Genomic DNA, 26,090 nt, shown 5'->3' on the forward strand with positions numbered 1-26,090 from the left:
CCTGCGCCGCCGCCCGCCGAGGGCGCGCGGCTCAAGGCGAGCAGGCTGCTGCCGCGGCTGCCCGGCGCGCCCGGCCGGTTCGGCGCCACCCGGCCGAGCCCCTCGCCGGCTGCCCGGCCACCGGCGCGGACGGCCGCCCCCGCGTCGCGGCGAAGCCCCCGCCGGACCTGGGCACGGCCCCGGGCCGCCCGGCGGTGCCACCTTCCAGCATGTGCCTCCCCGGCCGTACGCCCGGGAAGGCACCGGCCGCCGGGGCGTGCGGACCCCGCACCCGGACGTCCCGCTGGGCGGCGCCGGCGCGGTCCACGGCGGCGGGGCGAGCGGGACACCCGGGCACAACGCGGCGATGGCCGTCCCGGAGAGCCCGACGCGCTGAGGGGCGCATGCGCCGCGACGGACCGGGTACCGCGACATAGCGGACAATCCGCACATGTATCCGTGGTTCCGTAGGACAAGGAGGCCGCCATGGCCGACCTCAGCCCCATCGACCTGCAGAAGGCCCTCAGCGGCATGGACTACCCGGCGGACAAGAAGTCGCTCGTCGACCGCGCCCGCAAGAACAAGGCCGACGACAAGGTCGTCAGCCGCCTCGACGGACTGGACAAGGACAGCTTCGACGGGCCGAACGAGGTGCAGAAGGCCGTCTTCGACCAGTAGGCGCCAGCCGGGCCGGCCGGCCCGGCGCACCGGGCGGGCGGTCCGCGCCCGCGACGGACCGGCCCTCCCGAAAGGTCCCGCCCGTACGGCCTGTTGGCGGTCGGACCCGATCGCTAGGCTGACCCGCGGACGACGCAACCGGGAGGAGCACGGACGTGGCCGAGACCACCACCCACCAGCGCCCGCTCATCGGCTGGGACAAGCCGGAGCTGGACCTCAGCAACGCGCACTGGCAGTCCAGCAGCCGCGGCCGGGGCGATGTCCAGATCGCCTTCGTCGAAGGGTTCATCGCCATGCGCAACAGTGCCCGCCCGGAAAGCCCCTCCCTGATCTTCACCCCTGACGAGTGGGGGGCCTTCGTGTCGGGAGCGCGGGAAGGGGAGTTCGACCTCACCTGAGACGCCCCGCGGCACGGGTGGGCCGGCCGGCCACGCCGGAGGGGGTGTTCCGCGCGCTATCGCGGACACGCGACCTTGAGCACCCCTTCCGGACCACGCCCCAGCGGGCCGGTCCGGAGGGAGAAGGCCGTACTCCCCGGAGGTGAGGGACCCATGAGCACCCTGCCGGTCATCGCCGCGACCGACGGTTCGGACGAGAGCCTGCGCGCCCTGGACTGGGCCCGGGACGCCGCCCGCAGGCGCGGCGCCCCCCTGCGGGTGGTGCACGTACGGCAGTACGCCGCCTGGGCGCAGCCCGAGGCCGTGGCCGTCGTTCCGCCGCCCGACCCGGACGACGACCCCGTCCTCGACGCGGCCCGCGCCCGGCTGCGCGACCAGGACGACGGACCGGCCGCCGAGTACGTCGGCGCGGACGGCGTCCCCGCCGCGGCCCTGCCGCAACTCGGCGCCGGGGCCCAGCTCCTGGTGCTCGGCTCCCGGGGCCGCGGCGGCTTCACCGGCCTCCTGCTCGGCTCCAGCTCGCTGGCGGCCGCCCGGGACGCGGAGTGCCCCGTGGTCGTGGTGCCCCGTCCCGGCCGCGAGGTCCACGGCACCGCCCCGGCCGAGCCCGGCCCCCGGGTGGTCGTCGGAGTGCACGTCGACAGCCCCGACGAGACCACGCTCGCCTTCGCCTTCACCGAGGCCGCGCTGCGCGGCGCCCGCCTCCAGGCGGTCGCCGCCTACCCGTGGCCGGTGCAGACCTGGATGACGGCCCCCGGCCAGGCGGTGGCCCCGGTGATCGACGAGGTCGCCGTGGCGAGCGAGACCCGGGTCCTCGCCGACGGCCTGCTCGCACCCCACCGCGGACGGCACCCCGGCGTCCGGGCCGAGACCCACGTCGTGCCGGGCGACGCCGCCGGCAACCTCGTCGCCGCCTCCGCCGGCGCCGACCTGGTGGTCGTCGGCCGCCACCGGCGGCGCCTGCTGGCACCGGCCCGGATGATGGGCTCGGTCGCCCACGCCGTGCTGCTGCACGCCGCCGCCCCGGTCGCGGTGGTGCCGCCCGCGCCACCGAAGGAGTGACCCGCGCCCCCGGGCCCCCGGGCCCCCTGTCCGGCCCAGGGCGCCGGGCGCCTCGGGCGCGACCACGTACCATGGGCGGCATGTCGTTCCTCCGCCGCCGCAGCGCCACGCCCGCCGGGCCCGACTTCGACGTACTGGCCATGGACCCGGGCGACTGGCCCGGCAATCTGGGCGCCGGTCTGCTGCCCGCGCCGGACGGCACCTGCCAGGGCGTCTTCCTGCGCTACGACCTGTTCGGCGGCCGCGGCCCCGCGATGATCATCGGCAATCTGCCGGAGGGCTCCCCGGCCCGCGAGGTCCCCGAGGGTGAGATCCCGTTCGAGGTGGCGCAGTTGCTGCTGGCCCTGGAGAACGACGAGGAGGTCACCGTCGTCGGCACCGAGGACACCCCCGTGATGCAGGGCGACAACCTCCTGATCGTGCGCCGCCTGAAGCTCTCCGAGAGCCGGATCTCCTGCGTGCAGTTCGACCGCAGCGACAACGTCCTGGTGACCATCGCCGCCTGGGACCGCCCCATCACCGACGACCTCTACGCCCTGCTGAAGCCGCTCCCGGCGGAACTGTTCCAGCAAGGCTGAGGCGCAGCGCACGACCTCCGCGCACTCCTTCGCCAGGTACTGCGCCGGCCGCGCTGACCGCCGGTGCATCGCCTCCGCGCACCAGGCGTCCGGCCGCGCCAGGAACCCCTCGGGCCCCCGCCCAACCGAGCCGGCGCCGGCGTACCGGCCGCCCGCGTGCCGGGCCACGTCCCCCGTCCTCACCTGCTCGGTATGCGGCCGCCGGTGGAGCGCGGGGCGTGGTTCCAGGACACGTGGGCCGGGGCCGCACCATGTCCAGCGCGCCGTCCCGGGCGCCCTCGGTGCCGGGCGCGGCGGGGTACCGCACACGCTGCGAGGCGTGCCTTCAGCCCAGGGCGTGGCCGCCGTCCCCCAGCTCCTCGTACGGCGCCGGTACCCACGCGCGGCGGACGCCGGGGAGGGAAGCGGGGCCGGGGCGGGTCCCCGCAGGGCAGCCTCCCGCGACGTGGGGCGCCGACGGGGTGTGCGGGCCGGGCCTTCGCCCGTGGTGCCCGGCGGCTTGGCAACACGCCGGTCACGCCCCTTCCCACAGGACTCGCCACGTCAGTGAGGGGACAGCCGGCTTCCCGGGCGGCCCCCGGGCCGGGGCGGCGCCGGCGGAGTGGACCGCCGGCCGTGCCGGGCGGCAGGCACGCGAAGAGGTCCGCGGCGTGCCCCTGCGGAGACACCGCGGACCTTTGGGCCCCTCGCGCTCAGCGCGTGCCGACCGCAGCCCGCACGGCCCGGCGGGCCAGCTGGCAGTCGTCGTGCAGCCGGCGCAGCAGCAGCCGCTGCTCCTCACCCGACGGCGTGACACCCGGAGCCACCGGCGCCGCGTCGCGCATCGAACGCTGCACGGCCGTCTCGTAGGTACGGATCTCCCGGGTCAGCACCAGCATCAGGTTGACCAGGAAAGCGTCCCGCGAGGCCGGACCCCCCGACTGGGCGAGCTGGCTGATCTGCCGCCGGGCCACCGGCGCGTCCCCGAGCACCGACCACAGTGTCGCCAGGTCGTAGCCCGGCAGGTACCAGCCCGCGTGCTCCCAGTCCACCAGCACGGGACCGGCCGGTGACATGAGGATGTTCGACAGCAGCGCGTCGCCGTGGCAGAACTGGCCCATCGGCTGGCCCCCGGCCGCGTGCGCGATGCCGTGCAGCAGCTTCTGGAGGTCGCCCAGGTCCCGGTCGGTGAGCAGGCCCAGTTCGTGGTAACGGGAGATCCGCTCCGCGTACTTCAGGGGCTGCCCCAAGGCGTCCGCCGGCGGACGCCAGGCGTTGAGCCGGCAGAGCGCGCCGAGCACCGCCCTGATGTCCGCCCGCGGCGGAGCCTCCATCGGGTGCCGCTGCACGGCGGCCACCCGCCCCGGCATCCGCTCGATCACGAGCGTGCAGTTGTCCGGGTCCGCCGCGATCAGCCTCGGCGCCCGCACCGGCGGGCGGTGCCGGACGAACGTGCGGTAGGCCGCTATTTCGTGCCGGATCCGCTCCGCCCAGGCGGGGGAGTGGTCCAGGAGGCACTTCGCGACGGCCGTGTTGCGCCCCGTGGTACCGACCAGCAGGACCGACCGTCCGCTGCGCCGCAGCACCTGGACCGGCGAGAACTCCGGGCAGATCCGGTGCACGGCGGCGATCGCCGTACGGAGCTGGGCACCCTGGGGGCCGGACAAGTCGATTCTCCCGCTGGGGGGTGGAGCACCGGGCCCGGTGGCGCGCCGCGCCGTACCCGCGCCGAGGACGGGGGCCGCCGGTCGCGGAGGGGCCAGATACGGACCGCTGCCCGCCGGGCGGGCGTGCGGCGACCGGGGCGGGGCGGACACGGAGGACGATGCTGCGTACATGGGCGAGACAGATCCCTTCGTGTTCCTGCTCTGCATGCCTGGGGCCGGCCACTGACCGCCTGCTGTACTGCCTGTCCAGCCGTTCAGCCCGGGCCGGCGAATGCGCGGTGTGCCGGTGCTGTTCCCGCACGGCACGTGGGTGGCGCCGCCCGACCGGCCGCCGTGGGTCACCCTGGGGAGTGTTCCGGCGGCGGCCAAGTCGGGGTGACGCGTTCCTACCTGACACCCGACCGGCCCTGGCACACCATCTGGCGAACCCTGGCGAACCCTGGCGAATAGTCGCCGGGCGACTGGTCCGAGGCTACTGTCAACTCAGCCGAGAACCTGGGGGCTTGACGTGAGCGGACGACCCAACACCCGGCTCTCGGACCTGTTCGGCCTGGCCGGCTGGTCCAAGGGCGAACTCGCGAGGCTGGTCAACCGGCAGGCGGCGGCCATGGGCCACCCCCAGCTGGCGACCGACACCTCGCGGGTGCGGCGGTGGATCGACATGGGAGAGATCCCGCGCGATCCGGTGCCGCGGGTACTGGCGGTGCTGTTCACCGAGCGTCTCGGCCGTGTCGTGACCATCGAGGACCTCGGTCTGGTCCGGCACGGGCGCGCTGGGAGACGGCAGGGCGGCGGGAGCGAGGAACATCCCGACGGAGTGCCGTGGGCGCCCGGGCGGACCGCCGCGGTCCTCACCGAATTCACGGGAATGGACCTCATGCTCAACCGACGCGGCTTGGTGGGCGCGGGCGCCGCGCTCGCCGCGGGATCCGCACTCAGCGGCGCCATGCACGACTGGCTGCACACCGACCCTGCTCTGGCTGCCGACGCTCCCGACCTCGACCGTCCTCTGCACACCGCCGACCCCGCCGGGTTCGACCGCTACGAGGCCGCTCCCATCGGGTCGCAGGAGATCGAGGAACTGGAGCGTTCGGTCGAAGTGTTCCGCGCCTGGGACGCCGCCCGCGGCGGCGGGCTCCAGCGCAAGGCGGTGGTGGGCCAGCTCAACGAGGTGGGCGGCATGCTCGCCTACCGGCACCCCCCCTATCTCCAGCGGCGCCTGTGGGGCGTCGCCGCCAACCTCGCCGTCCTGGCCGGCTGGATGTCGCACGACGTCGGCCTGGAACCCACGGCCCAGAAGTACTTCCTGATCGCCGCCCACGCCGCGCGTGAGGGCGGTGACCGGCCCCGGGCCGGTGAGGCGCTCTCCCGGGCGGCCCGTCAGATGGTGCACCTGGGCCGGCCCGACGACGCGCTGGACCTGATGAAGCTCGCCACGTCCGGTGCCGGGGAGCGGCTGCTGCCGCGCACCCGGGCGATGTTCCACACCATCGAGGCGTGGGCGCAGGCGTCGATGGGCAGGGGCCAGGCGATGCGCCGCACCCTCGGCCAGGCCGAGGACCTGTTCGTCTCCGACCGCGACGACATCGAACCGCCGGACTGGATGCAGCTCTTCACGGAGGAGGACCTGTACGGCATGACGGCGCTCGCCTACCGCACCCTGGCCGAGTTCGACCCGGGCGCGGCGGCACACGCCCAGTACTACGCGGGGAAGGCGCTGGACCTGCGGACCGAGGCCCGCGGGCGGTCGAAGATCTTCGACCATCTCTCCATGGCCTCCGCCTGCTTCATCGCCGACGACCCGGAGCAGGCGGACCGCTACGCCCGGCTGGCCCTGATGGCGATGGGTTCCAACTCCTCCCACCGCACCTGGGACCGGCTGCGCCAGATGTACCGGCTCACCGCCGAGTACGCGAGCTACCCGGACATCCAGCAACTGCGGGAGGAGATCAGGCTCGCGCTGCCGAAGCCGAGGGGGAAGGGGAAATCCGGCGACAGCGCCTCCGCGTGACCCACGTCTGATCATCTACGCCATCACCCGGGCGGCCAGGAGGCAGCCGGTGTCCCGGTGTCCGGCCGGCTCCGCCGCGCCGAGCTCCCGTGCCACCAGCCGTACGGCGTCCTGTGCCGGGCCGGCCCCGTCCAGACGGGGGGCCAGGGCGAGGAGCCGGTGGACCGGTGCCGTCCCGGTGTGCACGAGCAGCAGGTCCCCGGCTTCGAGGGTCTCCTCGCGCCCGGCAGCCAGCACGCGCCCCGTCCCGCCGCGCATGAGCAGCGGGGCGGGGCGTCCGGTGCGCGCCCACACCAGCGTGCGGTCGGCGGCCCGGTAGACACAGCACAGGACGCCGTCCAGCACGGGCCGGGCGGTGGCGCCGGGCAGCCGGCCGAGCCGGTCGAGCAGTGCTCCGGGGGCCAGTCCGGCCAGCGCCATGCCGCGCAGGGTGCCGGCCAGCAGCGCCGTGTCCGGTGTCCCGTCCGGGCCGGGCCCGGTGAGGGAGCCGGCGCTCAGGAAGGTCACGCCCTCGGCGGTCTCGCAGGCGTCGCCCCACAGGGAGCCGGCCGCTCCGGCGGCCTCCGGCGGCAGCGCGACGGCCACCTCCAGACCGGCCGCACGGGACAGCCGGGGGAGACCGGACGGGCGGGGCGGCACCGTCCCGCCCGCGGCCGGGGGCCGGGGCGGCACCCGGTGCCCGGCCGCGGGGAGGGGGAGGGAGTCACGGGTGTCGTGCACCGCCCGCTGGCTGCGGCGCAGTTCGCTGACGTCGCGCAGCACCGCCCACATCGATGCGGTGCTGCCGTGGGCGTCGAGGACGGGCTCGCCCAGCATGTGCACCGTCCGTACCGCGCCGTCGGGCCGGACGACACGGAACTCGCCGTTGATCGGCCGCGCGTCGACGAGGCAGCCGGTGACCATCGCGGTCAGCGTGGGCCGGTCCTCCGCCAGGACCACGGAGGGCAGTTCGTCCAGGGTGAGCGGGGCAGCGGCGGGGTCGCGGCCGAGGATCCGGTACAGCTCCGGGGACCAGTCGGCCCCGTCCGTCAGCAGGTTCCACTCCGCGCTGCCGACCCGGCTGAGCAGCGAACCGGTTCGGGCGGCGGACCCGGCGGGCGCCGTCCGGGGCGGCGGGCCGTCCCGCAACTGGGCCAAGTGCTGGTCGAGGTCGTCGAGCTGGTGCAGGGCCAGGTCGTAGAGGGCGAGTCGCCAGCGGCCCCGGGGGTCCGCACCCTTTCCGCGGGCACCGCGCCGTACGGCGTCCACCTCGCCCTTGAGCCGCCGCGTCTGCGTGATCAACGCCTCCAGCGAGCCGTGTTCCGGCGGCTGCGCGGAGGGAGGGTCCGCGGGGAGAGGGGACGGCATGACGCACTCCGGTGTGCAGACGGTACGGCCAGGCGGGGACGGGACGGGCGCGGGAACGTACTGACTGTCGCACAGCCCGCGACGCTCTGTGAGTGATTTGGCGACACACGATACGGTGGTGCCTGCGGCATATGCCATAGTCCCGGGGGAGCGGTTCGACCGGTCACTTCCCATGACCCTTCCGTGGACCGACGCGTACACCGGCTACGGGAGCCGAGGTGCGGACCGGCGGGCGGCGCGGCCCGGGCCCCGCCCCTGGCCGGGGACGTACGGCGCCGGACTCGTCCTCGGCCGACGGCTCAGCGCCCCGTCCCCTCGTCCTTTCGTGACCCGCAGGAACTGCCGTCGGGCGGCAGGGAGCCGTGCAGCAGGAAGTCGTCGACCTTGCGGTGCACGCACTCGGAGGACGCGTACCCGGTGTGCCCCTCGCCCTTGTTGTCCAGGACCACGGCCGCGGGGCCCAGCCGCTCGGCCGTCTCCTGCGCCCAGTGGTACGGCGTCGCCGGGTCGCCGCGCGTGCCGACCAGCAGCATCTTCGGCGTGTCGACGTCCTTGACCCGGTCGCGGATGTAGTCGGTGCCCTTGGGGCGGCCGTAGCACATCAGCACCTGGGTGAGCCGGTACCGGCCGAAGACCGGCGACGCCTGCTCGTACCGTTCCCGCAGGCGGCCCAGGGACCGGACGACCTGGCCGGCGGTGGGGCGGTCCGGGTCGTCGGCGCAGTTGACCGCCATCAGCGCCGCCGGGAGGTTGTCCAGCGGCACGTCCTGCGGGTCGGTGAGGCCGCCGTCCGCGCCCTGCCGGACGGGGAAGCCGACCCCGCCGGGGACGAAACCCTCCAGGCGCCGCGAGTCGCCGTCCTCGACCAGTTGCGCGACGGCCCGCTCCAGCGAGGGCCACAGCTCCCGGCTGTAGAGCGCCTCCCCGAGGGCGCCGACGAGATCCTGCCCGGAGAAGGGTGCACCGAAGGCCGAGGGCACCGGCTCGTCGTCGAGCGACGCGACGAGCTTCGTGACCTGTCGGGGGGCCTCCCTGCTGTCCGTGCCGAACGGGCAGGCGATGTCCCGCACGCACCAGTCGAGGAAGTTCTCCAGCGCGGTCTGCTGTCCCCGCGCACTCGCCAGTCCCTGTTCCGTGAGGGAGTCGGTCAGGGTGTCCACACCGTCCAGGACCAGGCGGCCCACCCGGTGCGGGAAGCGCGCGGCGTACACCGCGCCGAGCCGGGTGCCGTAGGAGAAGCCCAGGTAGTTGAGCTTGTCGTCACCGAGCGCCCGGCGCATCACGTCCAGGTCGCGGGCGGCGTCCACGGTGCCCATGTGGGACAGCACGGGCCCGGAGTGCCCGGTGCACTGGACCGCGGCCTTCCGCAGCCGCTCCAGCGCCCCTCGCGGGTCCTTCAGTCCCTCGTCCCCGTCGGTCGCCTTCACGATCTCGACCGAGCCCGGGCCGCAGCTGACCGGGGAGGAGCGGCCGACGCCGCGCGGATCGAAGGAGACGACGTCGTAGCCGTTGGTGAGGTGCATGAAGTCCTCGCCGCCGGCGGACAGTTCGCTGACGCCGGAGCCGCCCGGCCCGCCGAAGTTCAGCAGCACCGAGCCCTTGCGCTCGCCGGTCGCCCGGTAACGGGCAAGGGCCAGGTCGAGGGTCTCCTTCTCCGGCCGGGCGTAGTCGAGGGGCACCGTGACCTTCCCGCACTGCAGGTCCTCGGGCATGTCCAGGCCCGCGCAGGCGGACCACGTGACCCGCTGGTCGTAGAACCGGGAGAGTCCGGGCCCGGGCCGGTCGGCCGCGGAGTGGTCCGCGGCGGCGGGCAGTCCCGCGCCCAGCAGGGACAGGCCCAGGGCCGCGGGTATCGCCCGGCGCAGGGCCGCGGGCCGGGCCGACAGCTTGGCCAGCATCGATGCCTCCCGGGCGCCCCGTCGGGGACCGGAGAACGGCGCCCTCGCTCACCATAAGCGGGCCGGTGACGACCCGCCTCCGGGCGGGCGGGGCGGCCCGCCGAGCCGGCGAGGGGGACGCGGCCCAGCGGACGAGCGCGCATTCGGGGTGGCGGGCCGCGGGGACCAAACGCGCCCCGGCCGTGCTCCCCGGCCGGCCCGGCGCCGTCCCCGCTCACCGGCGCCGGACGGAACGGCTCGGTCCCGGCCCCCAGCGCTTCGGCGGCCGGCTCCGCGCGCCGGCGCGGACGGGACAGCGCGGTGTCCCGCGCGGCCATGGCGTTTGGCCCCTCCCCGGAGCGACCGGACCACCCCGGTCAGAGCGGCGCGGGCGGTGCTCCGGATGGTCCGGTGCGCCGCCCGCGGTGGGGGGTGCCGTCGCCGTTCGCGCGTCCTCGGCTGTGCCGTCAGCGTCGTGCCTTCGCCCGGTCCAGCGCGACCACGCCGAGCGCGGCCAGCCCGATCTGGATGAGCCACTCGACCCAGTCCACGCCGCCGGTGTCCGCCACGCCGAACGCGCCGGCGATCGCGGAGCCGATCAGCGCGGCCACGATGCCCACGAGGATGGTCCACAGAACACCGATGCGCTGGCGGCCCGGGACCACGAGGCGTCCCAGGACACCGATGACGATGCCGATCACGATCGCGCTGATGATGCCGTCGACTTCCATCTCCGCCTCTTTCTGTCAAGACTTCCGCACCGGGCGTCTGCCCGCTGGGAACGGACACAGTCCCGTCCGGCCGGCGCCGGAGCGCGCGGCCGGCACCCGGACACGCGGCGGGCCGGTCCGCGCGGTGCGGACCGGCCCGTCGGGGTTTTGGATCGGCTAGGGCTTGGCGCTCTTCGCCGCCGTAGCGAGGCAGACCGTTCCCAGCATCAGGGTCAGGGCGCCGATGATGATGTTGTTCCAGACGACTCCGGTGTCGGGGGAGGAACCCACGATCCACGGTGAGATGATCATCCACACGCCGATGGCGCACATGGCTCCGCTGAGGCCGTACATGCGCTCCGGGGCCCGGGTGAACCCCAGGGCCAGCAGGGCGATCGCGATGCCCACGATCAGGTTGTGGGCGACCAGCGAGGGCTGGCTCGTCGTGAAGTGGAGGATCCAGGGGGACACGGCGCAGTACAGGCCGAGCAGGAAGACCGGCCCGTCCACGAGTGCCACGTCCCGGCCGCCGAGCACGCGGTCGTACCGGGCCCGCATCTCCGGGGCGTCGGGGTGGCTGCTTATGTCGCTTCTGGTGTCGCCTCTGGTGTGCGAGACGTTGGCCATGGTCGTCTCCTTTGACTGGCAGACCGTCCGCGTCTGATGCGGTATGCGATGAGTGTCGCAACATTCCCATTCTGCTCCTTATGTCGCTCTTATGTGTAGTGGTGGGCGAAGGGCTCCCGCCGTGCGGCCGGGGGTGACAGGGGAGGGGGTATGCGCGGAACGAACGCGGGCAGGCGGAACGTACCCGGCCGAGCCGATCGGTCACCGGTTTCCCCTCCTGGAGGTGTCTGCCGCTATGGACGCGAAGGTCTTGGAGCGATTTCCGGCGGGAGCTCCGCGCGGTTCGTGGCCGGCCGAGGAGTTCGCCGCCGCGCGACGGGCCCAGGGTGAGCCCGCGACGGTCGTCATGGACCTGAAGTCGGACGCGTTCCTCGTCGTCGTGCCGACGTCCGACGACGACTGACCGGCCGGCGGCGCGAGCCGCCGGAACGCGGGCGCGGGACGGCCGGGGTGTCGTACGCCCGGGGCGGTGAAGCGGGACTGGTCTGCACCCTTGACTGGTACATACCAATGCGGTTGAGTGTGCTGACCACCCCCTCCGCCACGGCCGTCCCCAGGGCGCGCTCCACCCTGCCCCGTGTCGGCAACGGCCGTGCTCCGCCAAGGAGTTGATCCCGTGCCGAGACGTCGTATCTCCGCGGTCGTGGCCGTCCTCGCCCTCGCCGGCGCCGTGCCCGTGCTGATGCCGGCCACCCAGGCGTCCGCCGCCGCCTGTTCGAGCTATCCGAGCTGGGTGGCGGGCACGTCGTACGCCGCCGGTGACATCGTCCGCTACACCGACGGCAAGGCGTACATCGCCGAACACGCCAACCCGGGCTACGACCCGGTCATCAGCACCTGGTACTGGGAGCCGTACGCCTGCGACGGCGGCTCCACACCGGTCGGGAACTTCGTGGTCTCCGAGGCCCAGTTCAACCAGATGTTCCCGAGCCGGAACGGGTTCTACACCTACGGCGGGCTCACCGCCGCGCTCAGCGCCTACCCCGGCTTCGCCACCACCGGCGGCGACACCGTCAGGAAGCAGGAGGCCGCCGCCTTCCTCGCCAACGTCAGCCACGAGACCGGCGGACTGGTGCACATCGTCGAGCAGGACACCTCCAACTACGCGCACTACTGCGACTGGAGCCGCTCCTACGGCTGTCCGGCGGGGCAGGCGGCCTACTACGGGCGCGGTCCCGTCCAGCTCAGCTGGAACTACAACTACAAGGCCGCGGGCGACGCCCTCGGCATCGACCTGCTCAACAACCCCTGGCTGGTGCAGAACGACGCGGCCGTGGCCTGGAAGACGGGCCTGTGGTACTGGAACACCCAGACCGGCCCCGGCACCATGACCCCGCACAACGCCATGGTCAACGGTGCCGGTTTCGGCCAGACCATCCGCTCCATCAACGGCTACGTGGAATGCGACGGGGGCAACCCCGCGCAGGTGCAGAGCCGGGTGACCACGTACCAGCGCTTCGCGCAGATCCTCGGGGTCGACCCGGGCGGCAACCTGTACTGCTGATCCGTGACACCGGGCGTGTGCCAGAGTCCGCCGATGACCTCGGAAACGATCACCGCCCACGCCTCCGGCACCTGGACCCTCGGTGACCTGCCCGTCCGCCGCGTCGGCCTCGGCGCGATGCGGCTGACGGGCAGCGCCGCCTTCCACCTCGGCGCGCCGGGCGACCGCGAGCGGTCCCTCACCGTGCTGCGCCGGGCGTTCGACCTCGGCGTCAACCACATCGACACCGCCGCCTTCTACTTCTCCTCCCTGCGCTCCGCCAACGAGTTGATCAACAGCGCGCTGGCGCCCTACCCCGACGATCTGGTGATCGCCGCCAAGGTCGGCCCGTTCCGGAACTGGTCCGGCGCCTGGGGCACCTCCGCGCGCCCCGAGGACCTGCGCGGCCACGTCGAGGAGAACCTGCGCCAGCTCGGCCGCGACCACCTCGACGTCGTCTACCTGCGCCGCATGCGCCAGGACTCGGTCGCCGATCACTTCGGTGCCCTCGCCGAACTCCGCCGGGCAGGCCTGATCCGCCACCTCGGCCTCTCCGCCGTCGAGCCGCGCCACCTCGCCGAGGCGCAGGCCATCGCTCCGGTCGTCTGCGTCCAGAACCGCTACGGCCTCGGCTTCCACGACCCCGCCACCGACGAACTCGTGCGCCTGTGCCGCGACCAGGGCATCGCCTTCGTGCCGTTCTACGCCATCGCCGGCGAGGCCGGGCCTCAGCGGGCCGCCGCCGACCACGACGCCGACGTCCACGCGGTCGCCCGGGCGCACGGCGCGAGCCCCGCGCAGGTCCGGATCGCCTGGACCCTGCACCAGGGTCCGCACGTGCTCGCCGTCCCCGGCACCGGCGACCCCGCCCACCTCGCCGAGAACGTGGCCGCGGGCGCCCTGCGCCTCACCGGGGAGGACCTGGCCCGACTCGGCTGACACGGAGGACCGACGGCGGGTGGTACGGGTGGCAGTTTTACGTATAACTGTCATCCGTACTAACCTCTCCCCTCACCCCGCCCGGAGAGGTCCCGATGCCCCGTATCGCCCTGGTCACCCTCGTCGTCGACGACTACGACGAGGCCGTCCGCTTCTACACCGGCGCCCTCGGCTTCCGCCTCGCCGAGGACACCCCCCGGCCCGACGGCTCCCGCTGGGTCGTCGTCGAGCCGGGCACCGCGGGCGGCGCCGCGCTGCTGCTGGCCCGGGCCAGGGGGGAGCGGCAGCGCGCCCGGATCGGTGACCAGACCGGCGGGCGCGTCGGCTTCTTCCTGCACACCGACGACTTCGCCCGCGACCACGCCCGTATGACGGCGGCCGGCGTGACCTTCCTGGAGGAACCCCGGCACGAGCCCTACGGCACGGTCGCGGTCTTCCAGGACCTGTACGGCAACCGCTGGGACCTGCTCCAGCCCACCACATCCCCCGAGGACACCGACGCATGACCACGCTCGACACCGACACCCTCCGCCGGCTCCCCAAGGCCGTGCTGCACGACCACCTCGACGGGGGCCTGCGCCCCGCCACCGTTGTGGAACTGGCCCGGGAGGCGGGCCACACCCTGCCCGCCGGCAACCCCGACGAACTGGCCGCCTGGTTCTACGAGGCGGCGAACTCCGGTGACCTGGTGCGCTACATAGCCACCTTCGAACACACCCTCGCCGTGCTCCAGAGCCGCGCCGGCCTGCTGCGCGCCGCCGAGGAGTACGTCCTCGACCTCGCCGCGGACGGCGTGGTCTACGCCGAGGTGCGCTACGCCCCCGAGCTGATGCTGCGGGGCGGGCTGACCCTGCCCGAGGTCGTCGAGACCGTCCAGGAAGGGCTGGCCGCCGGCATGGCGAAGGCCGAGGCGGCCGGCACGCCCGTCCGGGTGGGCACCCTGCTGTGCGGGATGCGGATGTTCGACCGCGTCCGCGAGGCCGCCGACCTCGCGGTCGCCTTCCGGGACGCCGGGGTCGTCGGCTTCGACATCGCCGGCGCCGAGGACGGCTTCCCGCCCGCCGACCACCTCGCCGCCTTCGCCCACCTGCGCAGCGAGAACGTGCCGTTCACCATCCACGCCGGAGAGGCGTACGGCCTGCCCAGCATCCACCAGGCGGTCCAGGTGTGCGGCGCCCAGCGCATCGGCCACGGCGTGCGCATCACCGACGACATCCCCGACCTCGCGGCCGGCAAGCTGGGCCGCCTGGCCGGCTGGGTGCGGGACCGCCGGATCGCCCTGGAGATGTGCCCCACCTCCAACCTCCAGACCGGCGCCGCGGCCTCCATCGCCGAGCACCCGATCACCGCGCTGAAGGACCTCGGCTTCCGGGTCACCCTCAACACCGACAACCGCCTCGTCTCGGGCACGACGATGACCCGGGAGATGTCCCTGCTGGTGGAGCAGGCGGGCTGGACGGCCGAGGACCTGCGCACGGTCACGGTGAACGCCCTCAAGAGCGCCTTCATCCCGTTCGACGAGCGCAACGCCCTGATCGAGGACGTGGTGCTGCCCGGTTACGACGCCGTGCTCTGCAGCAGCCCGCGCGCGTAGGCGGCCTGCCCCGCGTGCTGGAGGTCGTCGGACAGGACGCTGACCAGCCGGACGGCCAGGGTGACCGGCGGGTCCCAGCTCTCGTCCACCACGCGCTCCAGGTCCCGGTCGGTCAGGGAGCGCAGGGCGCCGAGCGTCTGCTCGTGCACGGCGTCGTAGTAGCCGGTCAGCAGGTCCGCCGAGTCCACCCGTACCTTCGCGACCTGCGCGGGGCTGTGCCCGTACCCGGTGTCCCGGGTGGGCAGGCCGAGGCCGAAGCGCTTCTCCCAGCCCTGGGCCAGCCACACCTGGTCCAGGCCGAAGGCGTCCGCGACGTGGTCGTCCTGGACCCGGGTCAGGTGCCAGAGCAGCCAGGCGACGGAGTTGGTGTCGGGAAAGGGGCGGGCGGTCAGGCCGTCGGGGCCGAGGCCGCCGACGGCGGCGTGGACCTCTTCCCGGACGCGGCCGTAGCCCTCGATGAGGATGTCCTTGGCATGCATACGTCCACCATGGCGCACGAGCCCGTCAGGCGCTCCTCGTCTCCAGCAGCGCCATCAGCGCCCGGGCCGCCGGACTGGTGGCCTGCGGGGGCGGCAGCAGGGCCACGGTCTCGTACAGCACGTCGTCGGTCTCCTTCAGCGGCAGGCAGGTGAGGGACGCCCGCTTGTGCCGGAAGTGGCGCGGTACGACGGCCACGCCCAGGTCCTCGTCGATCAGGTCGAGCAGCCCGTGCACGTCGTTGACCTCCAGCGCGACGGTGCGCCGCACGCCCGCCGCGGCGAACGCGGTGTCGGTGACGCGGCGCGGCCCCCAGTCCGGGTGGAAGTCGACGAAGACCTCGTCGGCCAGGTCGCGGGGGGCCAGTACCGCGCCCCGTTCGGCGAGGCGGTGGCCCGGGTGGCACAGCACGGTCATCGGCTCGGCCGACAGCGCCACCGAGCGCAGCCGGTCGCTGTCCGGCTGGATCCGGTAGGCGAAGGCCAGGTCCAGCCGGCCCGCGGCGACCTCCTCCGCCAGTTCGCCGGAGCCCGTCTGCCGCAGCCGGATCTCCACGTCCGGGTGACGGCGGCGGAAACCGGCCAGCAGCCCGGCCACCGGCACCCCGGCGATGCACTGCTCGGTGCCCACCGACAGCGTGCCGCGCAGCACGCCCTGCACCGCGGCGACCGCCTCGTGCGCCGCCCGCACCTGCGCCAGGACGCGCTGCGCCTCGCCCAGCAGCGCCCGTCCGGCCTCGGTGAGCGTCACCCGGCGGGTGGTCCGCACGAACAGCGGCGCCCGCAGCTCCCGTTCCAGCGCCCGGATGGACGCCGACAGGCCCGACTGGGAGACGACCAGGCGCTCCGCCGCCCGGGTGAAGTGCTGGTCCTCGGCGACCGCGACGAAGTGCTGGAGATGGCGTAGTTCCACGACTGAGAAGCGTAGTCGCTGAATCCCATCGGATTCTCCTGTTGGACCACTCGCCAAGAGGGGCGCGAGAGTGGGAGCCGGTCCCGTCGTACCGATCCTCCTGGAGACGCGTTGTACACCGCACACCCCGACCGCTACGCGACCCTGCCCTACCGGCGCACCGGACGCAGCGGCCTGAAGCTCCCCGCGCTCTCGCTCGGCCTGTGGCACAACTTCGGCCCGGACCGCCCGGTGGAGACCCAGCGCGCCATCCTGCGCCGCGCCTTCGACCTCGGTGTCACCCACTTCGACCTGGCCAACAACTACGGCCCGCCGCCCGGCGCCGCCGAGTCCGCCCTCGGTGAGGCGCTGCGGGCCGACTTCGCGCCGTACCGCGACGAACTGGTGATCTCCACCAAGGCCGGTTACCTGATGTGGCCCGGCCCCTACGGCGAATGGGGTTCGCGCAAGTACCTGCTCTCCTCCCTCGACCAGAGCCTGAAGCGGATGGGCCTGGAGTACGTCGACATCTTCTACTCGCACCGCCCCGACCCGGACACGCCCCTCGAGGAGACGATGGGCGCCCTGCACTCGGCGGTGCGGCAGGGCAAGGCGCTGTACGTCGGCGTCTCCAACTACTCGGCGGAGCAGACGCGCGAGGCCGCGCGCATCCTCGCCGACCTCGGCACGCCGCTGCTGATCCACCAGCCGCGCTACTCGATGCTCGACCGCCGCCCGGAGAGCGAGGGCCTGCTGGACGCGCTCGACGAGCTGCGGGTGGGCTCCATCGCCTACTCCCCGCTGGAGCAGGGCCTGTTGACCGGCCGCTACCTCGACGGCATCCCGCAGGACTCGCGGGCGGCGAGTGACAGCCCCTTCCTGAACTCGGAGGCGGTCACCGAGGACCTGGTCGCCAAGCTGCGCGCGCTCGACGCGATCGCCAAGTCGCGCGGCCAGTCCCTGGCGCAGATGGCCCTGGCCTGGGTGCTGCGCGGGGGCCGGGTGACCTCCGCGCTGGTCGGCGCGAGCAGCCCGGCCCAGCTGGAGGACAGCGTCGCGGCCGTCGGCAACCTGGACTTCGACGCCGACGAACTGGCCCGGATCGACGAACTCGTCGCGGTATAGGGGTGGTTCCGGCCAGCCGAAGCTGTGAATATGCCAAGACTCTGGCCGGAAAGACGTGGTGACAGTGGTTCAGCGGTGAACATACTCGACTCTTAGGGCGCATCACGCCACGCGACAGCGCCCTCGCCCACAGCGCACGACGCACGCGACGGGGGAGGGGAGACGTGCACGACGAGTTCCTGTGCCATGTCACCGCGTACGGAGTCTGTGACGGGCGGCGGATCGGCGTCCCCCTGGGGACTTACCGGGCCCCCACCCTCGCCCTCGCCCTGTGGTGGCTGCGCGACCGCGCCTTCTGGATCGCCGAGCGGCTCGATCCGCAGCCCGACCGGCCGCACCTGCCGCGCGGCGCCCTGACCCCGGTCGCCGACGACGCCCCGGACGTCCCGCGGGCGCTGCGCGCCTGGTGCGCCGATGTCGTGCAGCAGGAACTGGTCGGCGAGGAACTGGCCGCCGGGCGGCTGGTGCGGGTCGCCACCAGCGACGAGACCACCGAGTACGAACTGCTCGCCGAGTCGGTGGACGCCCTGCGCATGCAGCGCACCGGCCCGGCGCTGGTGGTGCCCGTCGCCTGACCGGCGTCACCGGCGCAGCACCGTCTCCCGCTCCATGCGCGACAGCTTCTCGGGGTTGCGCACGGCGTACAGGCCGGTGACGAGACCGTCGTCGACGCGCACCGCCAGCACGCTGTCCAGGCCGCCGTCGAGCCGCACGACCAGCGCCGGGTGGCCGTTGACCTCCGCCGGCCGCAGCGAGACCTCGGCGGTGAGCCGGCCCAGCGCGCCGAGCAGCAGCCGGGCCACCTTGCCGGCGCCGTCGACGGGCCGCAGGACGGCCTGCCGGACCCCGCCGCCGTCGCCCAGCAGCACGACGTCCGGTGCGAGGACGTCGAGCAGTCCCTGCAGATCGCCCGTCTCGACCGCCCGCCGGAACGCGTCGAGCGCGTCCCGGGTGTCGGCGGGGGAGACGGTCCCGCGCGGCCGGCGCGCCGCGACGTGGGCCCGGGCCCGGTGCGCGGTCTGCCGCACCGCGGCCGGGCTCTTGCCGACGGCGTCGGCGATCTCCCCGTACCCCAGGTCGAACACCTCGCGCAGCACGAACACCGCCCGTTCGACGGGCGCCAGCGTCTCCAGCACCAGCAGCATGGCCATCGAGACGCTGTCGGCCAGTTCGACGTCCTCGGCCACGTCCGGGGTGGTCAGCAGGGGCTCCGGAAGCCAGGAACCGACGTAGGACTCCTTGCGGCGGCCCAGCGTCCGCAGCCGGCTCAGCGCCTGGCGGGCGGTGATCCGGACCAGGTAGGCCCGCCGGTCGCGCACCTCGCCGAGATCGACGCCCGCCCACCGCAGCCAGGTCTCCTGGAGCACGTCCTCCGCGTCGGCGGCGGAGCCGAGCATCTCGTAGGCCACGGTGAACAGCAGGTCGCGATGGGCGACGAACGCCTCGGTGGCCTGATCGTCGGGTTCTGTCGTCATGTACCCGAGACTCCGCCCGGGGAGGTTCCGTGACACCCCAGGCCGGTGGCGCACGTCACATTCCCGCCCTGTCACACGGAACGGAACACGGGCGTCCTATGGGCATCCGACGCCCGGACACGAGTGAGGACGACACCATGGAAGCCCAGTTCGACCTGTTCGAGAACGAGATCGCGGCCAAGTTCGCCAAGCGGTTCGCGGGCACGGCGGTGGTGCTCCACCAGTCACCCCTGCCGAGGTCCACACAGGAACTGGTGTCACTGCGCGCCAGTCAGATCAACGGCTGCGGCCACTGCGTCGACATGCACGCCAAGGAGGCCGCGGCGGCCGGGGAGAGCGTGGTGCGGCTCAGCCTGGTCGCCACCTGGCGCGAGTCCACCGTCTTCACCGAGGCCGAACGGGCCGCGCTGGCCCTGGCCGAGGAGGGCACCCGGCTCGCCGACGCCCACCAGGGCGTGTCCGACGAGACCTGGGAGCTGGTGCGCGAGCACTACGACGACGACCGGACCGCCGCGCTGGTCTGCCTGGTCGGGCTGATCAACGCGGCCAACCGGCTCGCCGTGATCACCCGTCAGAAGGGCGGCTCCTACGAGCCCGGAGCGTTCGCCGCCGCCTTCGGCTGACCTCCGCGCCGCCGGGTTGCGAGGCGTGCGATCAGCGTGCCGAGGAACCCGGCGGCCAGTCCCCAGCCCGCAGCGAGGCCGATCACGGTCCACAGCCGGGGCCGCAGGAACAGCTCCCCGGAGAGCCGGCCGCCCAGGTCGCCGATGCCCAGCAGTGACAGGCCGTACCGCGCGAAGACCCGGCCGGTCAGACCGATCACGAGCACCGTCGGCACCAGCGCGCAGGCCATCCGCACGGCGTTGCGCCAGGCCGGTGTCCCGGCCGGGGACCGCGCCACCAGTAGGCACCCGGCGGCCGGCAGCAGCACCGCGGCGGCGACCAGCAGCCACCAGGCCCGGCCGTCCTGGCCGGTGAGCGTTTCCAGATTCACGGTCGAGACGTCCGGGGTGCGCAGCACCTCGTCCAGGACGTGGGGCAACGGCAGCCCGAACGGTCCCTCCACCCGCCCGTTCCACGTGCCGCCCATGCCGATGGTGAGCGCGGGCCACACCAGGTTGGGCAGCCCGAGCAGCACCACGGCGAGGGTCTGCGCCGGACGCCCCCGGGTGGCCGCGACGGCCAGCGCGACGACTACGCCGACCGCGACGCAGGCGAGCAGCAGGGCGACCATGGCGTACGCCGCCGGACGCGCGGCCGACCGGCAGCGCGCGAGCCTCCCGGACAGCGGCGCCCCGCGCGTCACCAGCAGCGCCACGAGGAGTACGCCCGCCAGCCACAGCAGGCCGGAGAACACCGTCGACGGCACGTCCGTGGTGAAGCCGGCGGTCGGGGTGAGGCCGAACAGGTCGCCGAGGTCGTCCAGCCACCCCTGGCCGAGGGAGACCTCGAACGTGTGCCGGGCGGTGAGGGCCAGGGCGACCAGGGCGAGCAGCCACAGGACGGCGATCCGGCCGGCCCAGCACGCCAGCCCCGGTCCGTCGGCCACGGTGCGGCGGCGCAGCGGCCCGAGGAACCGCCGCCCCACCACCAGCGCCCCGGCCAGCGTCACCGACAGCGGCATCACGGTGAGCCCGGCCTCGGTGCCGGCCAGGTTCCCGGCGTCCCCGGACACTTCCACCGTGCCGCCCAGCGCGGTCACGACGACCGCCGCCACGACCCGCCAGAAGGCACCGTCGGGCAGGCCGGCCGCCCCGGCCGCCCACAGCCCGAGCGCGGCGACAAGGAAGGAGGCGGCCAGCCCGGCCAGCACCGTGCCGAGCGCCGCTGTCCAGCCGCAGCCGGAGGAGGTGCGCACACTCACCCCGCCACGCTAAGCAGCACCCGCCGCCCCCGCCCGCCGGGCGGGGGCGTATGGATTCGTCCGTCGTCTCCGCCCGGTGGTCGGGGGCGTATGGATTCGTCCGACCTCTCCGCCCGGTGGGCGAGGCGCATGGAGCCGTCCGCTCTCCTCGCCCGCGGAGCGGGACGCATGGAGCCGTCTGCCCTCCTCACCCGCGGAGCGGGACGCATGGAGCCGTCCGCTCTCCTCACCCGCGGAGCGGGACGCATGGAGCCGTCTGCCCTCCTCGCCCGCGGAGCGGGACGCATGGAGCCGTCCGCTCTCCTCGCCCGCGGAGCGGGACGCATGGAGCCGTCCGCTCTCCTCGCCCGCGGAGCGGGACGCACGGAGCCGTCTGCCCTCCTCGCCCGCGGAGCGGGACGCACGGAGCCGTCCGCCGCCCGCCGCGGCCTCAGTCGGCCCGGACGACCAGGGCGTAGTCGCCCAGGCCCAGCAACCGGTCCGCCGGGATGTCCCCGAGGGGCGTGACCACCGTCAGCACCCGGCCGGTGCCCGGATCGAAGGCGATGTCCCCGACCGTGCCCCGTTCGTCTCCCGCGTCGGTCAGCACCCGGCTGCCCACCGGGTCGTACGGGGGCGGCACCGGACCGGCGGGGCCGGCCGACCGCACCAGGACGGCGTCCGGTCCCACGGCGTGCAGCGCGGCCCAGGGCAGCACCGTCTCCCGGCGCGCTCGCCCGCCGCGGAGCCTGAGGTGGGTGACCGCGCCCGAGCCGGTGTCGAGGGCCAGCGACGTCACCGTCCCCAGCTCCGCGGCGTCGGTCAGGGTGAGGACCGGCAGACCCCGTATCTCGGAGAACAGCGTCATGACGAGGGCCCCCCGCGGTGGCCCGGCACGCCACCGGCCGTCGCGGCGGCCAGTTCGCCGAGACTTCCCACGACATGGCGGACGGCGTCCGCGGGCAGGACGAGCGCCCGGCCGGACACGGCGAGGGTCTCGCCGCGCGGCACGTAGACCTGGCGCCGGCGGCGTCGGGACCCCGGCGCGAGCGACTTGCTCGCGGCCACCCGGAAGCCGGCCACCCGGCCACTGCGACCGCCCTCCACCACCACGTCGAGCACCGTGCCGATGTCGGTGCCCGTGTCCGTCAGCACCCTCGCCCCCAGCACCCGGCCCTGCGCCGCCTCCCGGCGGGCCACCACGGCGGCCGTCTCCACCAGCTCCCGCCGGTCGCGGACCAGCACCGCGTCGTGGCCCAGCGCGTGCACCGCGGACCAGGGCAGGCTCTGCCGCAGCGGGCCCGACAGCAGGCCCCGCCCGCTGAGCGTGAAACCCGTGATCCGTCCGGCCTCCGCGTCGAAGACGGTGTCCTTGACCTGTGCCAGCGCGTCGCCGCCCAAGGTCACCACCGGCCGGGTGGTCAGACTTCGCGCGGCCATCAGCTCGTTCATCGCACGCCCTTCCCGCCGGACCGGCGCCCGGGCCGCACCGCGACGACCGTGCCGGCCCGCCGCCGGGCCTGTACGGCCAGCGTCAACAGCAGTGCGGCGGCCGGCACCGCGACCACCACGACGAGCCACGTCCACCAGGCCACGGTCCACCTCCGCCGGTCCGCCCCGGCCGCCGCCGCGCGACGGCTTCGGTCACGGACCGGGTGCCCCGTGCGGCTGTGACAATTCCCGCAGTCAGAATGAGGGGACATGCACGGCCGACAGCGGGGTACCAGGACTGGTGCAGCAGCGTCCGGCCAGTCCGGCTTCCGAGAGAGAAACGCATGATCGACCATCTGGACGGGGCAGTGATACCGACTGGTTTCGACGTGCCCGTGGAACCGCTACGGCGGGCGGCACATTACACCGGCGAGCCCGGATGCATCGCCGAGGCGCGTTCCTTCGCCTCGCTCTTCCTCCAGCAGCTGAGGACCGAGTGGTGCGCCACGATCGGCCGCCCCGCCGACGGAGCGGTGCTCCTGGTGGTGAGTGAACTGGTCACCAACGCCGACCGGCACAGCCAGGGCCCCTACATCCTGGAACTGGAGGGCACGGACACGTCGGTGACGGTCTCCGTCTACGACAGCAGCGCGGCGCTGCCCAAACGCTTTCCCCGTGACCCGGAGCGGGTCGGCCGGCACGGCCTGGAGATCGTGCACGCGCTGGCCGGCGAACTCGTCGTGGAACGGGTTCCGGTCGGCAAACGCGTCCGCGCGGTCGTCCCCCTCACCGAATGAGCCCGGTGAGCCCGGTGAACTCGATGAACCCGAACGAACGCGCACGGTCCCGAAGCGGAACCGCACGAACACGGATACGTCTGAACATGGTGACGGGGCCCACGGCCGTGGGCCCCGTCACCATGTTCAGACGCGGTCCAGCTCGCCCAGCATGCCCTCGCGCAGCCGGGCGATGATCCGCTTGATCAGCCGGGAGACGTGCATCTGCGTGCAGCCGAGCCGCTCGCCGATCTCCGCCTGGGTGACCTCCTCCACGAACCGCAGGTGCAGGATCTGCCGGTCGCGCTCGCTGAGCCCGGCCATCAGCGGCGCCAGCGAGTGGAGGTCCTCGACGAGCCGCAGCCCGTCCTCCTCCACGCCGATGAAGTCGGCCAGGACCGACTCGCCGCTCTCGGGGCCGTCGCCGGTGAGCGCGGCGTCCAGCGACGAGCAGCGGTAGCCGTTGGCGGCGATCTGCGCCTCGATCACCTGGTCCGTGCTGAGGTTCATCAGCGTGGCCAGCTCGGCGACGGTCGGCTCGCGGTCCAGCCGGCTGGACAGTTCCTCACGGGCCCTGGCCAGCTCGACGCGGAGTTCCTGGAGCCGCCTGGGCACGTGCACCGCCCAGGTGGTGTCCCGGAAGAAGCGCTTGATCTCGCCGACGATGTACGGCAGCGCGAAGGAGGTGAACTCCACCTCACGCGACAGCTCGAACCGGTCGATGGCCTTGATCAGGCCGATCATGCCGGTCTGGACGACGTCCTCCATGTCGTCGCCGCGGCCACGGAACCGGCCGGCGGCGAACCGCACCAGCGACATGTTCATCTCGATCAGGGTGCCCCGCGCGTACTGGTACTCGCGCGTCCCCTCCTCGAGGACCGACAGCCGCTGGAAGAACTGCCGGGACAGCTCCCGCGCGTCACGCGGCGCCACGGACCGGCCGTCCACCGCTCCCGGCGGCAACGCGCCGTCCGCGGTCCTCCCGGCGCGCGGTGCCCGCGGCCGGACCGCGGCGGTGTCCGTCGCCCCTGCCACGAAAGTCACGGTCTCGACGCCTCCCTGCATCCGTCCGGAGTGCGGATACCCGGGCCGGACCGGCGCGTGCCGCCCCGATGACCCGGTACCGCCCGCCCAGGATATCCGTGCCGCCGCCCGCCCACGCACAAGCGGTACCGCGGCGCGCGGGCCCCGGTTTCCCCCAGGGCGGAACGCGTGCCCCTTCCTCTCCCGCCGGTCGCCCCTAGGCTGGGAAGGTGAGCAGCCGAACACCGGACGAAGCCCGTGTCATCCCCCTGCGCCCGCGCACCGGGTCCCCGCCCGCCGCTCGCCGGTCCCCCGCTTCCCGGGAGCCGCTCTGGCGCCACCTGGTCGGCGGCGTCCTGCGGCGTGAACGCCTCGCCCAGGAGCGGACGCTGAAGGACGTGGCGGAGGCGGCCCGGATCTCCATGCCGTACCTGTCCGAGGTGGAACGCGGTCGCAAGGAGGCATCCTCCGAGGTGCTCGCCGCCGCCGCCCGGGCGCTCGGTCTGGGCCTCGGCGATCTGCTGACCCGGGCCCACGGCGAACTCGTACGGGGCACGGTCCGCCACCCGGCTCCCGCCCACGACGGCACCCGTTCCCGCCCCGACGGGCTCTGCCTGGCGGCCTGACCACGTCGGCACCGCCCGGCACGGTCCGGGACCGGCCCCCGGGGCCGCCCGGGACCCGCCGCCCGGCACTGTCCAGGGCCCGCCCCCGGGACCGCCCAGGACCCTCCGCCCGGCGCGGCTCGGCGCCCCGCCCCGGGCGGGGCGCCAAACCGGCGGCTCAGACCGTCAGGGGCCGCCGGCCGAGCACCTCGTCGGCCAGCCTGTAGGCCACCGCCTCCCGGGCGCTGAACACCTTGTCGCGGTCCATGTCCGCCCGCAGCGCGGCGGCCTCGCGGCCGGTGTGCCGGGCCAGCACCTCCTCGACCTGGGAGCGGATCCGCACCATCTCCTTCGCCTGGAGCGCCAGATCGGAGACCGTGCCCTGCCGGCCCCCGCTGGCCGGCTGGCCGAGCAGCACCCGCGCGTGCTCCAGCACGAACCGCCGCCCGGGATCGCCGCCCGCCAGCAGCACCGCCGCCGTGGAGGCCGCCTGGCCGACGCAGAACGTCGAGATCGGCGCCTGGACGAACGTCATGGTGTCGTAGATCGCCATCAGCGAGGTGTACGAGCCGCCGGGGGAGTTGAGGTAGAGCGAGATCTCGCGCTCCGGGGCCGCCGCCTCCAGGTGCAGGAGCTGGGCGATGACGACGCCCGCGACGCCGTCGTCGATCTCGGTGCCGAGGAAGATGATCCGCTCCGCCAGCAGGCGGCTGAACACGTCGTAGGAGCGCTCGCCCCGCGGGGTCCGCTCCACGACGTTCGGAATGGTGTACGTCCCCATGGTCACAGCCCCATCCGTCGCCGCGTGACGGCCGGGCGGACGTCCGTGAGGGACTCCACCACCCGGTCCACGATCCCGTACTCCCTGGCCTCCTCGGCCGTGAACCAGCGGTCCCGGTCACCGTCCCGGGAGATCGTCTCGGGTGACTGGCCGGTGTGCTCGGCGGTGATCCGCTCGATGGTCCGCTTGGTGAACTCCAGATTGTCCGCCTGGATCTCGATGTCGGCGGTGGTGCCGCCGATGCCCGCCGACGGCTGGTGCATCATGATCCGCGCGTTCGGCAGGGCGTACCGCTTGCCCGCCGCGCCCGCGCTGAGCAGGAACTGCCCCATGCTGGCGGCGAATCCCACGGCGAGCGTGGAGACGTCGTTGGGGATCAGCCGCATCGTGTCGTAGACGGCCAGCCCCGCGTGGACCGAGCCGCCGGGGGAGTTGACGTACAGGCTGATGTCGGTGCGCGGGTCCTCGGCGGACAGGATCAGCAACTGGGCGCAGACCCGGTTCGCGCAGACCTCGTCGACCTGGGTGCCCAGTACGACGATGCGCTGGGCGAGCAACTGCGCGGCGAGGTGGTCGTCGAACCGGCTCGGCGGGGTGTCGTCCTCCCGCGCTCGCGGCGGCGTACGGGTGATGAGTGGGGACATCGGCGCTCCTTCGCTCCGTTTGGGATCGTGCCGTCGTCCCCACTGTCGGCCGGGGCTTTCTCTGCCCGCGGCAGATCCGCCGAGGGCGAA

Annotated in this window: 30 protein-coding genes; 15 read left to right on the top strand and 15 right to left on the bottom strand. The window is 74.0% G+C overall.

Annotation, left to right across the window (positions count from 1 at the left end):
* Window positions 1-465: 465 nt before the first annotated feature.
* From ACY1JF_RS24380 to ACY1JF_RS24395, 4 genes are all read left to right on the top strand, one after another.
* On the top strand, window positions 466-657 hold the full coding sequence (locus ACY1JF_RS24380) for a DUF2795 domain-containing protein (protein ID WP_462707374.1): 192 nt from the start codon (window positions 466-468) through the stop codon (window positions 655-657).
* 155 nt (window positions 658-812) lie between these two features.
* Window positions 813-1,055, top strand: coding sequence for a DUF397 domain-containing protein (locus tag ACY1JF_RS24385; protein WP_403539839.1), 243 nt, complete (start codon window positions 813-815; stop codon window positions 1,053-1,055).
* 153 nt (window positions 1,056-1,208) lie between these two features.
* Window positions 1,209-2,117 carry a universal stress protein gene (locus ACY1JF_RS24390; protein WP_462707375.1) on the top strand — a complete coding sequence of 303 codons (909 nt, stop codon included), beginning with the start codon at window positions 1,209-1,211 and terminating at the stop codon, window positions 2,115-2,117.
* A gap of 80 nt (window positions 2,118-2,197) precedes the next feature.
* Window positions 2,198-2,695, top strand: coding sequence for a hypothetical protein (locus ACY1JF_RS24395; protein WP_215167132.1), 498 nt, complete (start codon window positions 2,198-2,200; stop codon window positions 2,693-2,695).
* Between the two features lie 692 nt (window positions 2,696-3,387).
* Here ACY1JF_RS24395 and ACY1JF_RS24400 read toward each other — a convergent pair.
* Window positions 3,388-4,512 (bottom strand): aminoglycoside phosphotransferase family protein, encoded by a 1,125-nt coding sequence (locus ACY1JF_RS24400; protein ID WP_462707376.1) that lies wholly within the window; start codon window positions 4,510-4,512, stop codon window positions 3,388-3,390.
* Between the two features lie 337 nt (window positions 4,513-4,849).
* On the opposite strand from ACY1JF_RS24400, the gene ACY1JF_RS24405 reads away from it, so the two are divergent.
* The gene (locus tag ACY1JF_RS24405) at window positions 4,850-6,352 is read left to right on the top strand and encodes a DNA-binding protein NsdB (protein WP_462707377.1); all 1,503 of its coding nucleotides are present in this window, start codon (window positions 4,850-4,852) and stop codon (window positions 6,350-6,352) included.
* A 15-nt stretch (window positions 6,353-6,367) separates the two neighbouring features.
* On the opposite strand, the gene ACY1JF_RS24410 is transcribed toward ACY1JF_RS24405, so the two are convergent.
* The 4 genes from ACY1JF_RS24410 to ACY1JF_RS24425 form a co-directional block, all read right to left on the bottom strand.
* Window positions 6,368-7,699, bottom strand: a complete 1,332-nt coding sequence (locus tag ACY1JF_RS24410; protein ID WP_462707378.1) for a PAS domain-containing protein — start codon at window positions 7,697-7,699, stop codon at window positions 6,368-6,370.
* 299 nt (window positions 7,700-7,998) lie between these two features.
* Window positions 7,999-9,597 (bottom strand): alpha/beta hydrolase, encoded by a 1,599-nt coding sequence (locus ACY1JF_RS24415; RefSeq protein ID WP_462707379.1) that lies wholly within the window; start codon window positions 9,595-9,597, stop codon window positions 7,999-8,001.
* A gap of 446 nt (window positions 9,598-10,043) precedes the next feature.
* Window positions 10,044-10,307 carry a GlsB/YeaQ/YmgE family stress response membrane protein gene (locus tag ACY1JF_RS24420; RefSeq protein ID WP_462707380.1) on the bottom strand — a complete coding sequence of 88 codons (264 nt, stop codon included), beginning with the start codon at window positions 10,305-10,307 and terminating at the stop codon, window positions 10,044-10,046.
* Between the two features lie 156 nt (window positions 10,308-10,463).
* Window positions 10,464-10,913, bottom strand: a complete 450-nt coding sequence (locus ACY1JF_RS24425) for an SPW repeat protein (RefSeq protein WP_462707381.1) — start codon at window positions 10,911-10,913, stop codon at window positions 10,464-10,466.
* A gap of 235 nt (window positions 10,914-11,148) precedes the next feature.
* On the opposite strand from ACY1JF_RS24425, the gene ACY1JF_RS24430 reads away from it, so the two are divergent.
* From ACY1JF_RS24430 to ACY1JF_RS24450, 5 genes are all read left to right on the top strand, one after another.
* Entirely contained in the window at window positions 11,149-11,316 is a 168-nt protein-coding gene (locus tag ACY1JF_RS24430; protein WP_462707382.1) for a hypothetical protein, read from the top strand.
* Between the two features lie 213 nt (window positions 11,317-11,529).
* Window positions 11,530-12,417 (top strand): glycoside hydrolase family 19 protein, encoded by an 888-nt coding sequence (locus tag ACY1JF_RS24435; protein WP_462707383.1) that lies wholly within the window; start codon window positions 11,530-11,532, stop codon window positions 12,415-12,417.
* Window positions 12,418-12,450: 33 nt separating this feature from the next.
* Entirely contained in the window at window positions 12,451-13,335 is an 885-nt protein-coding gene (locus tag ACY1JF_RS24440; protein WP_462707384.1) for an aldo/keto reductase, read from the top strand.
* A gap of 95 nt (window positions 13,336-13,430) precedes the next feature.
* Window positions 13,431-13,841, top strand: coding sequence for a VOC family protein (locus ACY1JF_RS24445; protein ID WP_462707385.1), 411 nt, complete (start codon window positions 13,431-13,433; stop codon window positions 13,839-13,841).
* Window positions 13,838-14,929 (top strand): adenosine deaminase, encoded by a 1,092-nt coding sequence (locus tag ACY1JF_RS24450; RefSeq protein ID WP_462707386.1) that lies wholly within the window; start codon window positions 13,838-13,840, stop codon window positions 14,927-14,929. The genes ACY1JF_RS24445 and ACY1JF_RS24450 overlap by 4 nt, the downstream gene beginning before the upstream one ends.
* Here the strand turns inward: ACY1JF_RS24450 and ACY1JF_RS24455 are convergent.
* Entirely contained in the window at window positions 14,893-15,408 is a 516-nt protein-coding gene (locus ACY1JF_RS24455; protein ID WP_462707387.1) for a mycothiol transferase, read from the bottom strand. The two genes, ACY1JF_RS24450 and ACY1JF_RS24455, sit on opposite strands and share 37 nt — an antisense overlap.
* Window positions 15,409-15,433: 25 nt before the next feature.
* Window positions 15,434-16,318 (bottom strand): LysR family transcriptional regulator, encoded by an 885-nt coding sequence (locus ACY1JF_RS24460; RefSeq protein WP_462707388.1) that lies wholly within the window; start codon window positions 16,316-16,318, stop codon window positions 15,434-15,436.
* A 111-nt stretch (window positions 16,319-16,429) separates the two neighbouring features.
* Between ACY1JF_RS24460 and mgrA the strand changes: the two genes are divergently transcribed.
* Together mgrA and ACY1JF_RS24470 are read left to right on the top strand one after the other, a co-directional pair.
* Entirely contained in the window at window positions 16,430-17,422 is a 993-nt protein-coding gene (gene mgrA, locus ACY1JF_RS24465) for an L-glyceraldehyde 3-phosphate reductase (protein WP_462707389.1), read from the top strand.
* Between the two features lie 164 nt (window positions 17,423-17,586).
* On the top strand, window positions 17,587-17,997 hold the full coding sequence (locus ACY1JF_RS24470; RefSeq protein WP_215167151.1) for a hypothetical protein: 411 nt from the start codon (window positions 17,587-17,589) through the stop codon (window positions 17,995-17,997).
* Window positions 17,998-18,003: 6 nt separating this feature from the next.
* Here the strand turns inward: ACY1JF_RS24470 and ACY1JF_RS24475 are convergent, their stop codons facing one another.
* Window positions 18,004-18,897: an RNA polymerase sigma-70 factor gene (locus ACY1JF_RS24475; RefSeq protein WP_462707390.1), complete on the bottom strand. Its 894-nt coding sequence runs from the start codon at window positions 18,895-18,897 to the stop codon at window positions 18,004-18,006.
* A 137-nt stretch (window positions 18,898-19,034) separates the two neighbouring features.
* Here ACY1JF_RS24475 and ACY1JF_RS24480 point away from each other — a divergent pair, with 137 nt between their 5' ends.
* Window positions 19,035-19,520 (top strand): carboxymuconolactone decarboxylase family protein, encoded by a 486-nt coding sequence (locus ACY1JF_RS24480; RefSeq protein ID WP_462707391.1) that lies wholly within the window; start codon window positions 19,035-19,037, stop codon window positions 19,518-19,520.
* Here the strand turns inward: ACY1JF_RS24480 and ACY1JF_RS24485 are convergent.
* From ACY1JF_RS24485 to ACY1JF_RS24500, 4 genes are all read right to left on the bottom strand, one after another.
* Window positions 19,484-20,761 (bottom strand): streptophobe family protein, encoded by a 1,278-nt coding sequence (locus ACY1JF_RS24485; RefSeq protein WP_462707392.1) that lies wholly within the window; start codon window positions 20,759-20,761, stop codon window positions 19,484-19,486. The genes ACY1JF_RS24480 and ACY1JF_RS24485 overlap by 37 nt on opposite strands.
* Before the next feature lie 430 nt (window positions 20,762-21,191).
* The gene (locus ACY1JF_RS24490; RefSeq protein WP_462707393.1) at window positions 21,192-21,608 is read right to left on the bottom strand and encodes a PRC-barrel domain-containing protein; all 417 of its coding nucleotides are present in this window, start codon (window positions 21,606-21,608) and stop codon (window positions 21,192-21,194) included.
* On the bottom strand, window positions 21,605-22,192 hold the full coding sequence (locus ACY1JF_RS24495; RefSeq protein ID WP_462707394.1) for a PRC-barrel domain-containing protein: 588 nt from the start codon (window positions 22,190-22,192) through the stop codon (window positions 21,605-21,607). The genes ACY1JF_RS24490 and ACY1JF_RS24495 overlap by 4 nt, the downstream gene beginning before the upstream one ends.
* Entirely contained in the window at window positions 22,189-22,335 is a 147-nt protein-coding gene (locus tag ACY1JF_RS24500) for a hypothetical protein (RefSeq protein ID WP_462707395.1), read from the bottom strand. The genes ACY1JF_RS24495 and ACY1JF_RS24500 overlap by 4 nt, the downstream gene beginning before the upstream one ends.
* A gap of 180 nt (window positions 22,336-22,515) precedes the next feature.
* Here ACY1JF_RS24500 and ACY1JF_RS24505 point away from each other — a divergent pair, with 180 nt between their 5' ends.
* A complete protein-coding gene (locus tag ACY1JF_RS24505) occupies window positions 22,516-22,968 on the top strand; it encodes an ATP-binding protein (protein ID WP_215167157.1) in 453 nt (150 codons plus the stop codon).
* A 126-nt stretch (window positions 22,969-23,094) separates the two neighbouring features.
* On the opposite strand, the gene ACY1JF_RS24510 is transcribed toward ACY1JF_RS24505, so the two are convergent.
* Window positions 23,095-23,910, bottom strand: a complete 816-nt coding sequence (locus ACY1JF_RS24510) for a SigB/SigF/SigG family RNA polymerase sigma factor (protein WP_462707446.1) — start codon at window positions 23,908-23,910, stop codon at window positions 23,095-23,097.
* A 290-nt stretch (window positions 23,911-24,200) separates the two neighbouring features.
* Between ACY1JF_RS24510 and ACY1JF_RS24515 the strand changes: the two genes are divergently transcribed.
* Entirely contained in the window at window positions 24,201-24,596 is a 396-nt protein-coding gene (locus ACY1JF_RS24515; RefSeq protein WP_462707396.1) for a helix-turn-helix domain-containing protein, read from the top strand.
* A gap of 157 nt (window positions 24,597-24,753) precedes the next feature.
* Here the strand turns inward: ACY1JF_RS24515 and ACY1JF_RS24520 are convergent, their stop codons facing one another.
* Window positions 24,754-25,356, bottom strand: a complete 603-nt coding sequence (locus tag ACY1JF_RS24520; RefSeq protein WP_462707447.1) for a ClpP family protease — start codon at window positions 25,354-25,356, stop codon at window positions 24,754-24,756.
* Window positions 25,357-25,358: 2 nt separating this feature from the next.
* A complete protein-coding gene (locus ACY1JF_RS24525; protein WP_462707398.1) occupies window positions 25,359-26,000 on the bottom strand; it encodes an ATP-dependent Clp protease proteolytic subunit in 642 nt (213 codons plus the stop codon).
* Between the last annotated feature and the right edge of the window lie 90 nt (window positions 26,001-26,090).

This window comes from Streptomyces sp. SYSU D01066-1 (assembly GCF_054956795.1).

Coding starts and splice junctions, on each gene's coding strand:
- ACY1JF_RS24380 (WP_462707374.1), top strand. CDS start 466: ATGGCCGACCTCAGCCCCATCGACCTGCAGAAGGCCCTCAGCGGCATG.
- ACY1JF_RS24390 (WP_462707375.1), top strand. CDS start 1,209: ATGAGCACCCTGCCGGTCATCGCCGCGACCGACGGTTCGGACGAGAGC.
- ACY1JF_RS24395 (WP_215167132.1), top strand. CDS start 2,198: ATGTCGTTCCTCCGCCGCCGCAGCGCCACGCCCGCCGGGCCCGACTTC.
- ACY1JF_RS24400 (WP_462707376.1), bottom strand. CDS start 4,512: ATGTACGCAGCATCGTCCTCCGTGTCCGCCCCGCCCCGGTCGCCGCAC.
- ACY1JF_RS24410 (WP_462707378.1), bottom strand. CDS start 7,699: ATGCCGTCCCCTCTCCCCGCGGACCCTCCCTCCGCGCAGCCGCCGGAA.
- ACY1JF_RS24415 (WP_462707379.1), bottom strand. CDS start 9,597: ATGCTGGCCAAGCTGTCGGCCCGGCCCGCGGCCCTGCGCCGGGCGATA.
- ACY1JF_RS24420 (WP_462707380.1), bottom strand. CDS start 10,307: ATGGAAGTCGACGGCATCATCAGCGCGATCGTGATCGGCATCGTCATC.
- ACY1JF_RS24425 (WP_462707381.1), bottom strand. CDS start 10,913: ATGGCCAACGTCTCGCACACCAGAGGCGACACCAGAAGCGACATAAGC.
- ACY1JF_RS24430 (WP_462707382.1), top strand. CDS start 11,149: ATGGACGCGAAGGTCTTGGAGCGATTTCCGGCGGGAGCTCCGCGCGGT.
- ACY1JF_RS24440 (WP_462707384.1), top strand. CDS start 12,451: ATGACCTCGGAAACGATCACCGCCCACGCCTCCGGCACCTGGACCCTC.
- ACY1JF_RS24445 (WP_462707385.1), top strand. CDS start 13,431: ATGCCCCGTATCGCCCTGGTCACCCTCGTCGTCGACGACTACGACGAG.
- ACY1JF_RS24450 (WP_462707386.1), top strand. CDS start 13,838: ATGACCACGCTCGACACCGACACCCTCCGCCGGCTCCCCAAGGCCGTG.
- ACY1JF_RS24455 (WP_462707387.1), bottom strand. CDS start 15,408: ATGCATGCCAAGGACATCCTCATCGAGGGCTACGGCCGCGTCCGGGAA.
- ACY1JF_RS24475 (WP_462707390.1), bottom strand. CDS start 18,897: ATGACGACAGAACCCGACGATCAGGCCACCGAGGCGTTCGTCGCCCAT.
- ACY1JF_RS24480 (WP_462707391.1), top strand. CDS start 19,035: ATGGAAGCCCAGTTCGACCTGTTCGAGAACGAGATCGCGGCCAAGTTC.
- ACY1JF_RS24490 (WP_462707393.1), bottom strand. CDS start 21,608: ATGACGCTGTTCTCCGAGATACGGGGTCTGCCGGTCCTCACCCTGACC.
- ACY1JF_RS24495 (WP_462707394.1), bottom strand. CDS start 22,192: ATGAACGAGCTGATGGCCGCGCGAAGTCTGACCACCCGGCCGGTGGTG.
- ACY1JF_RS24505 (WP_215167157.1), top strand. CDS start 22,516: ATGATCGACCATCTGGACGGGGCAGTGATACCGACTGGTTTCGACGTG.
- ACY1JF_RS24520 (WP_462707447.1), bottom strand. CDS start 25,356: ATGGGGACGTACACCATTCCGAACGTCGTGGAGCGGACCCCGCGGGGC.
- ACY1JF_RS24525 (WP_462707398.1), bottom strand. CDS start 26,000: ATGTCCCCACTCATCACCCGTACGCCGCCGCGAGCGCGGGAGGACGAC.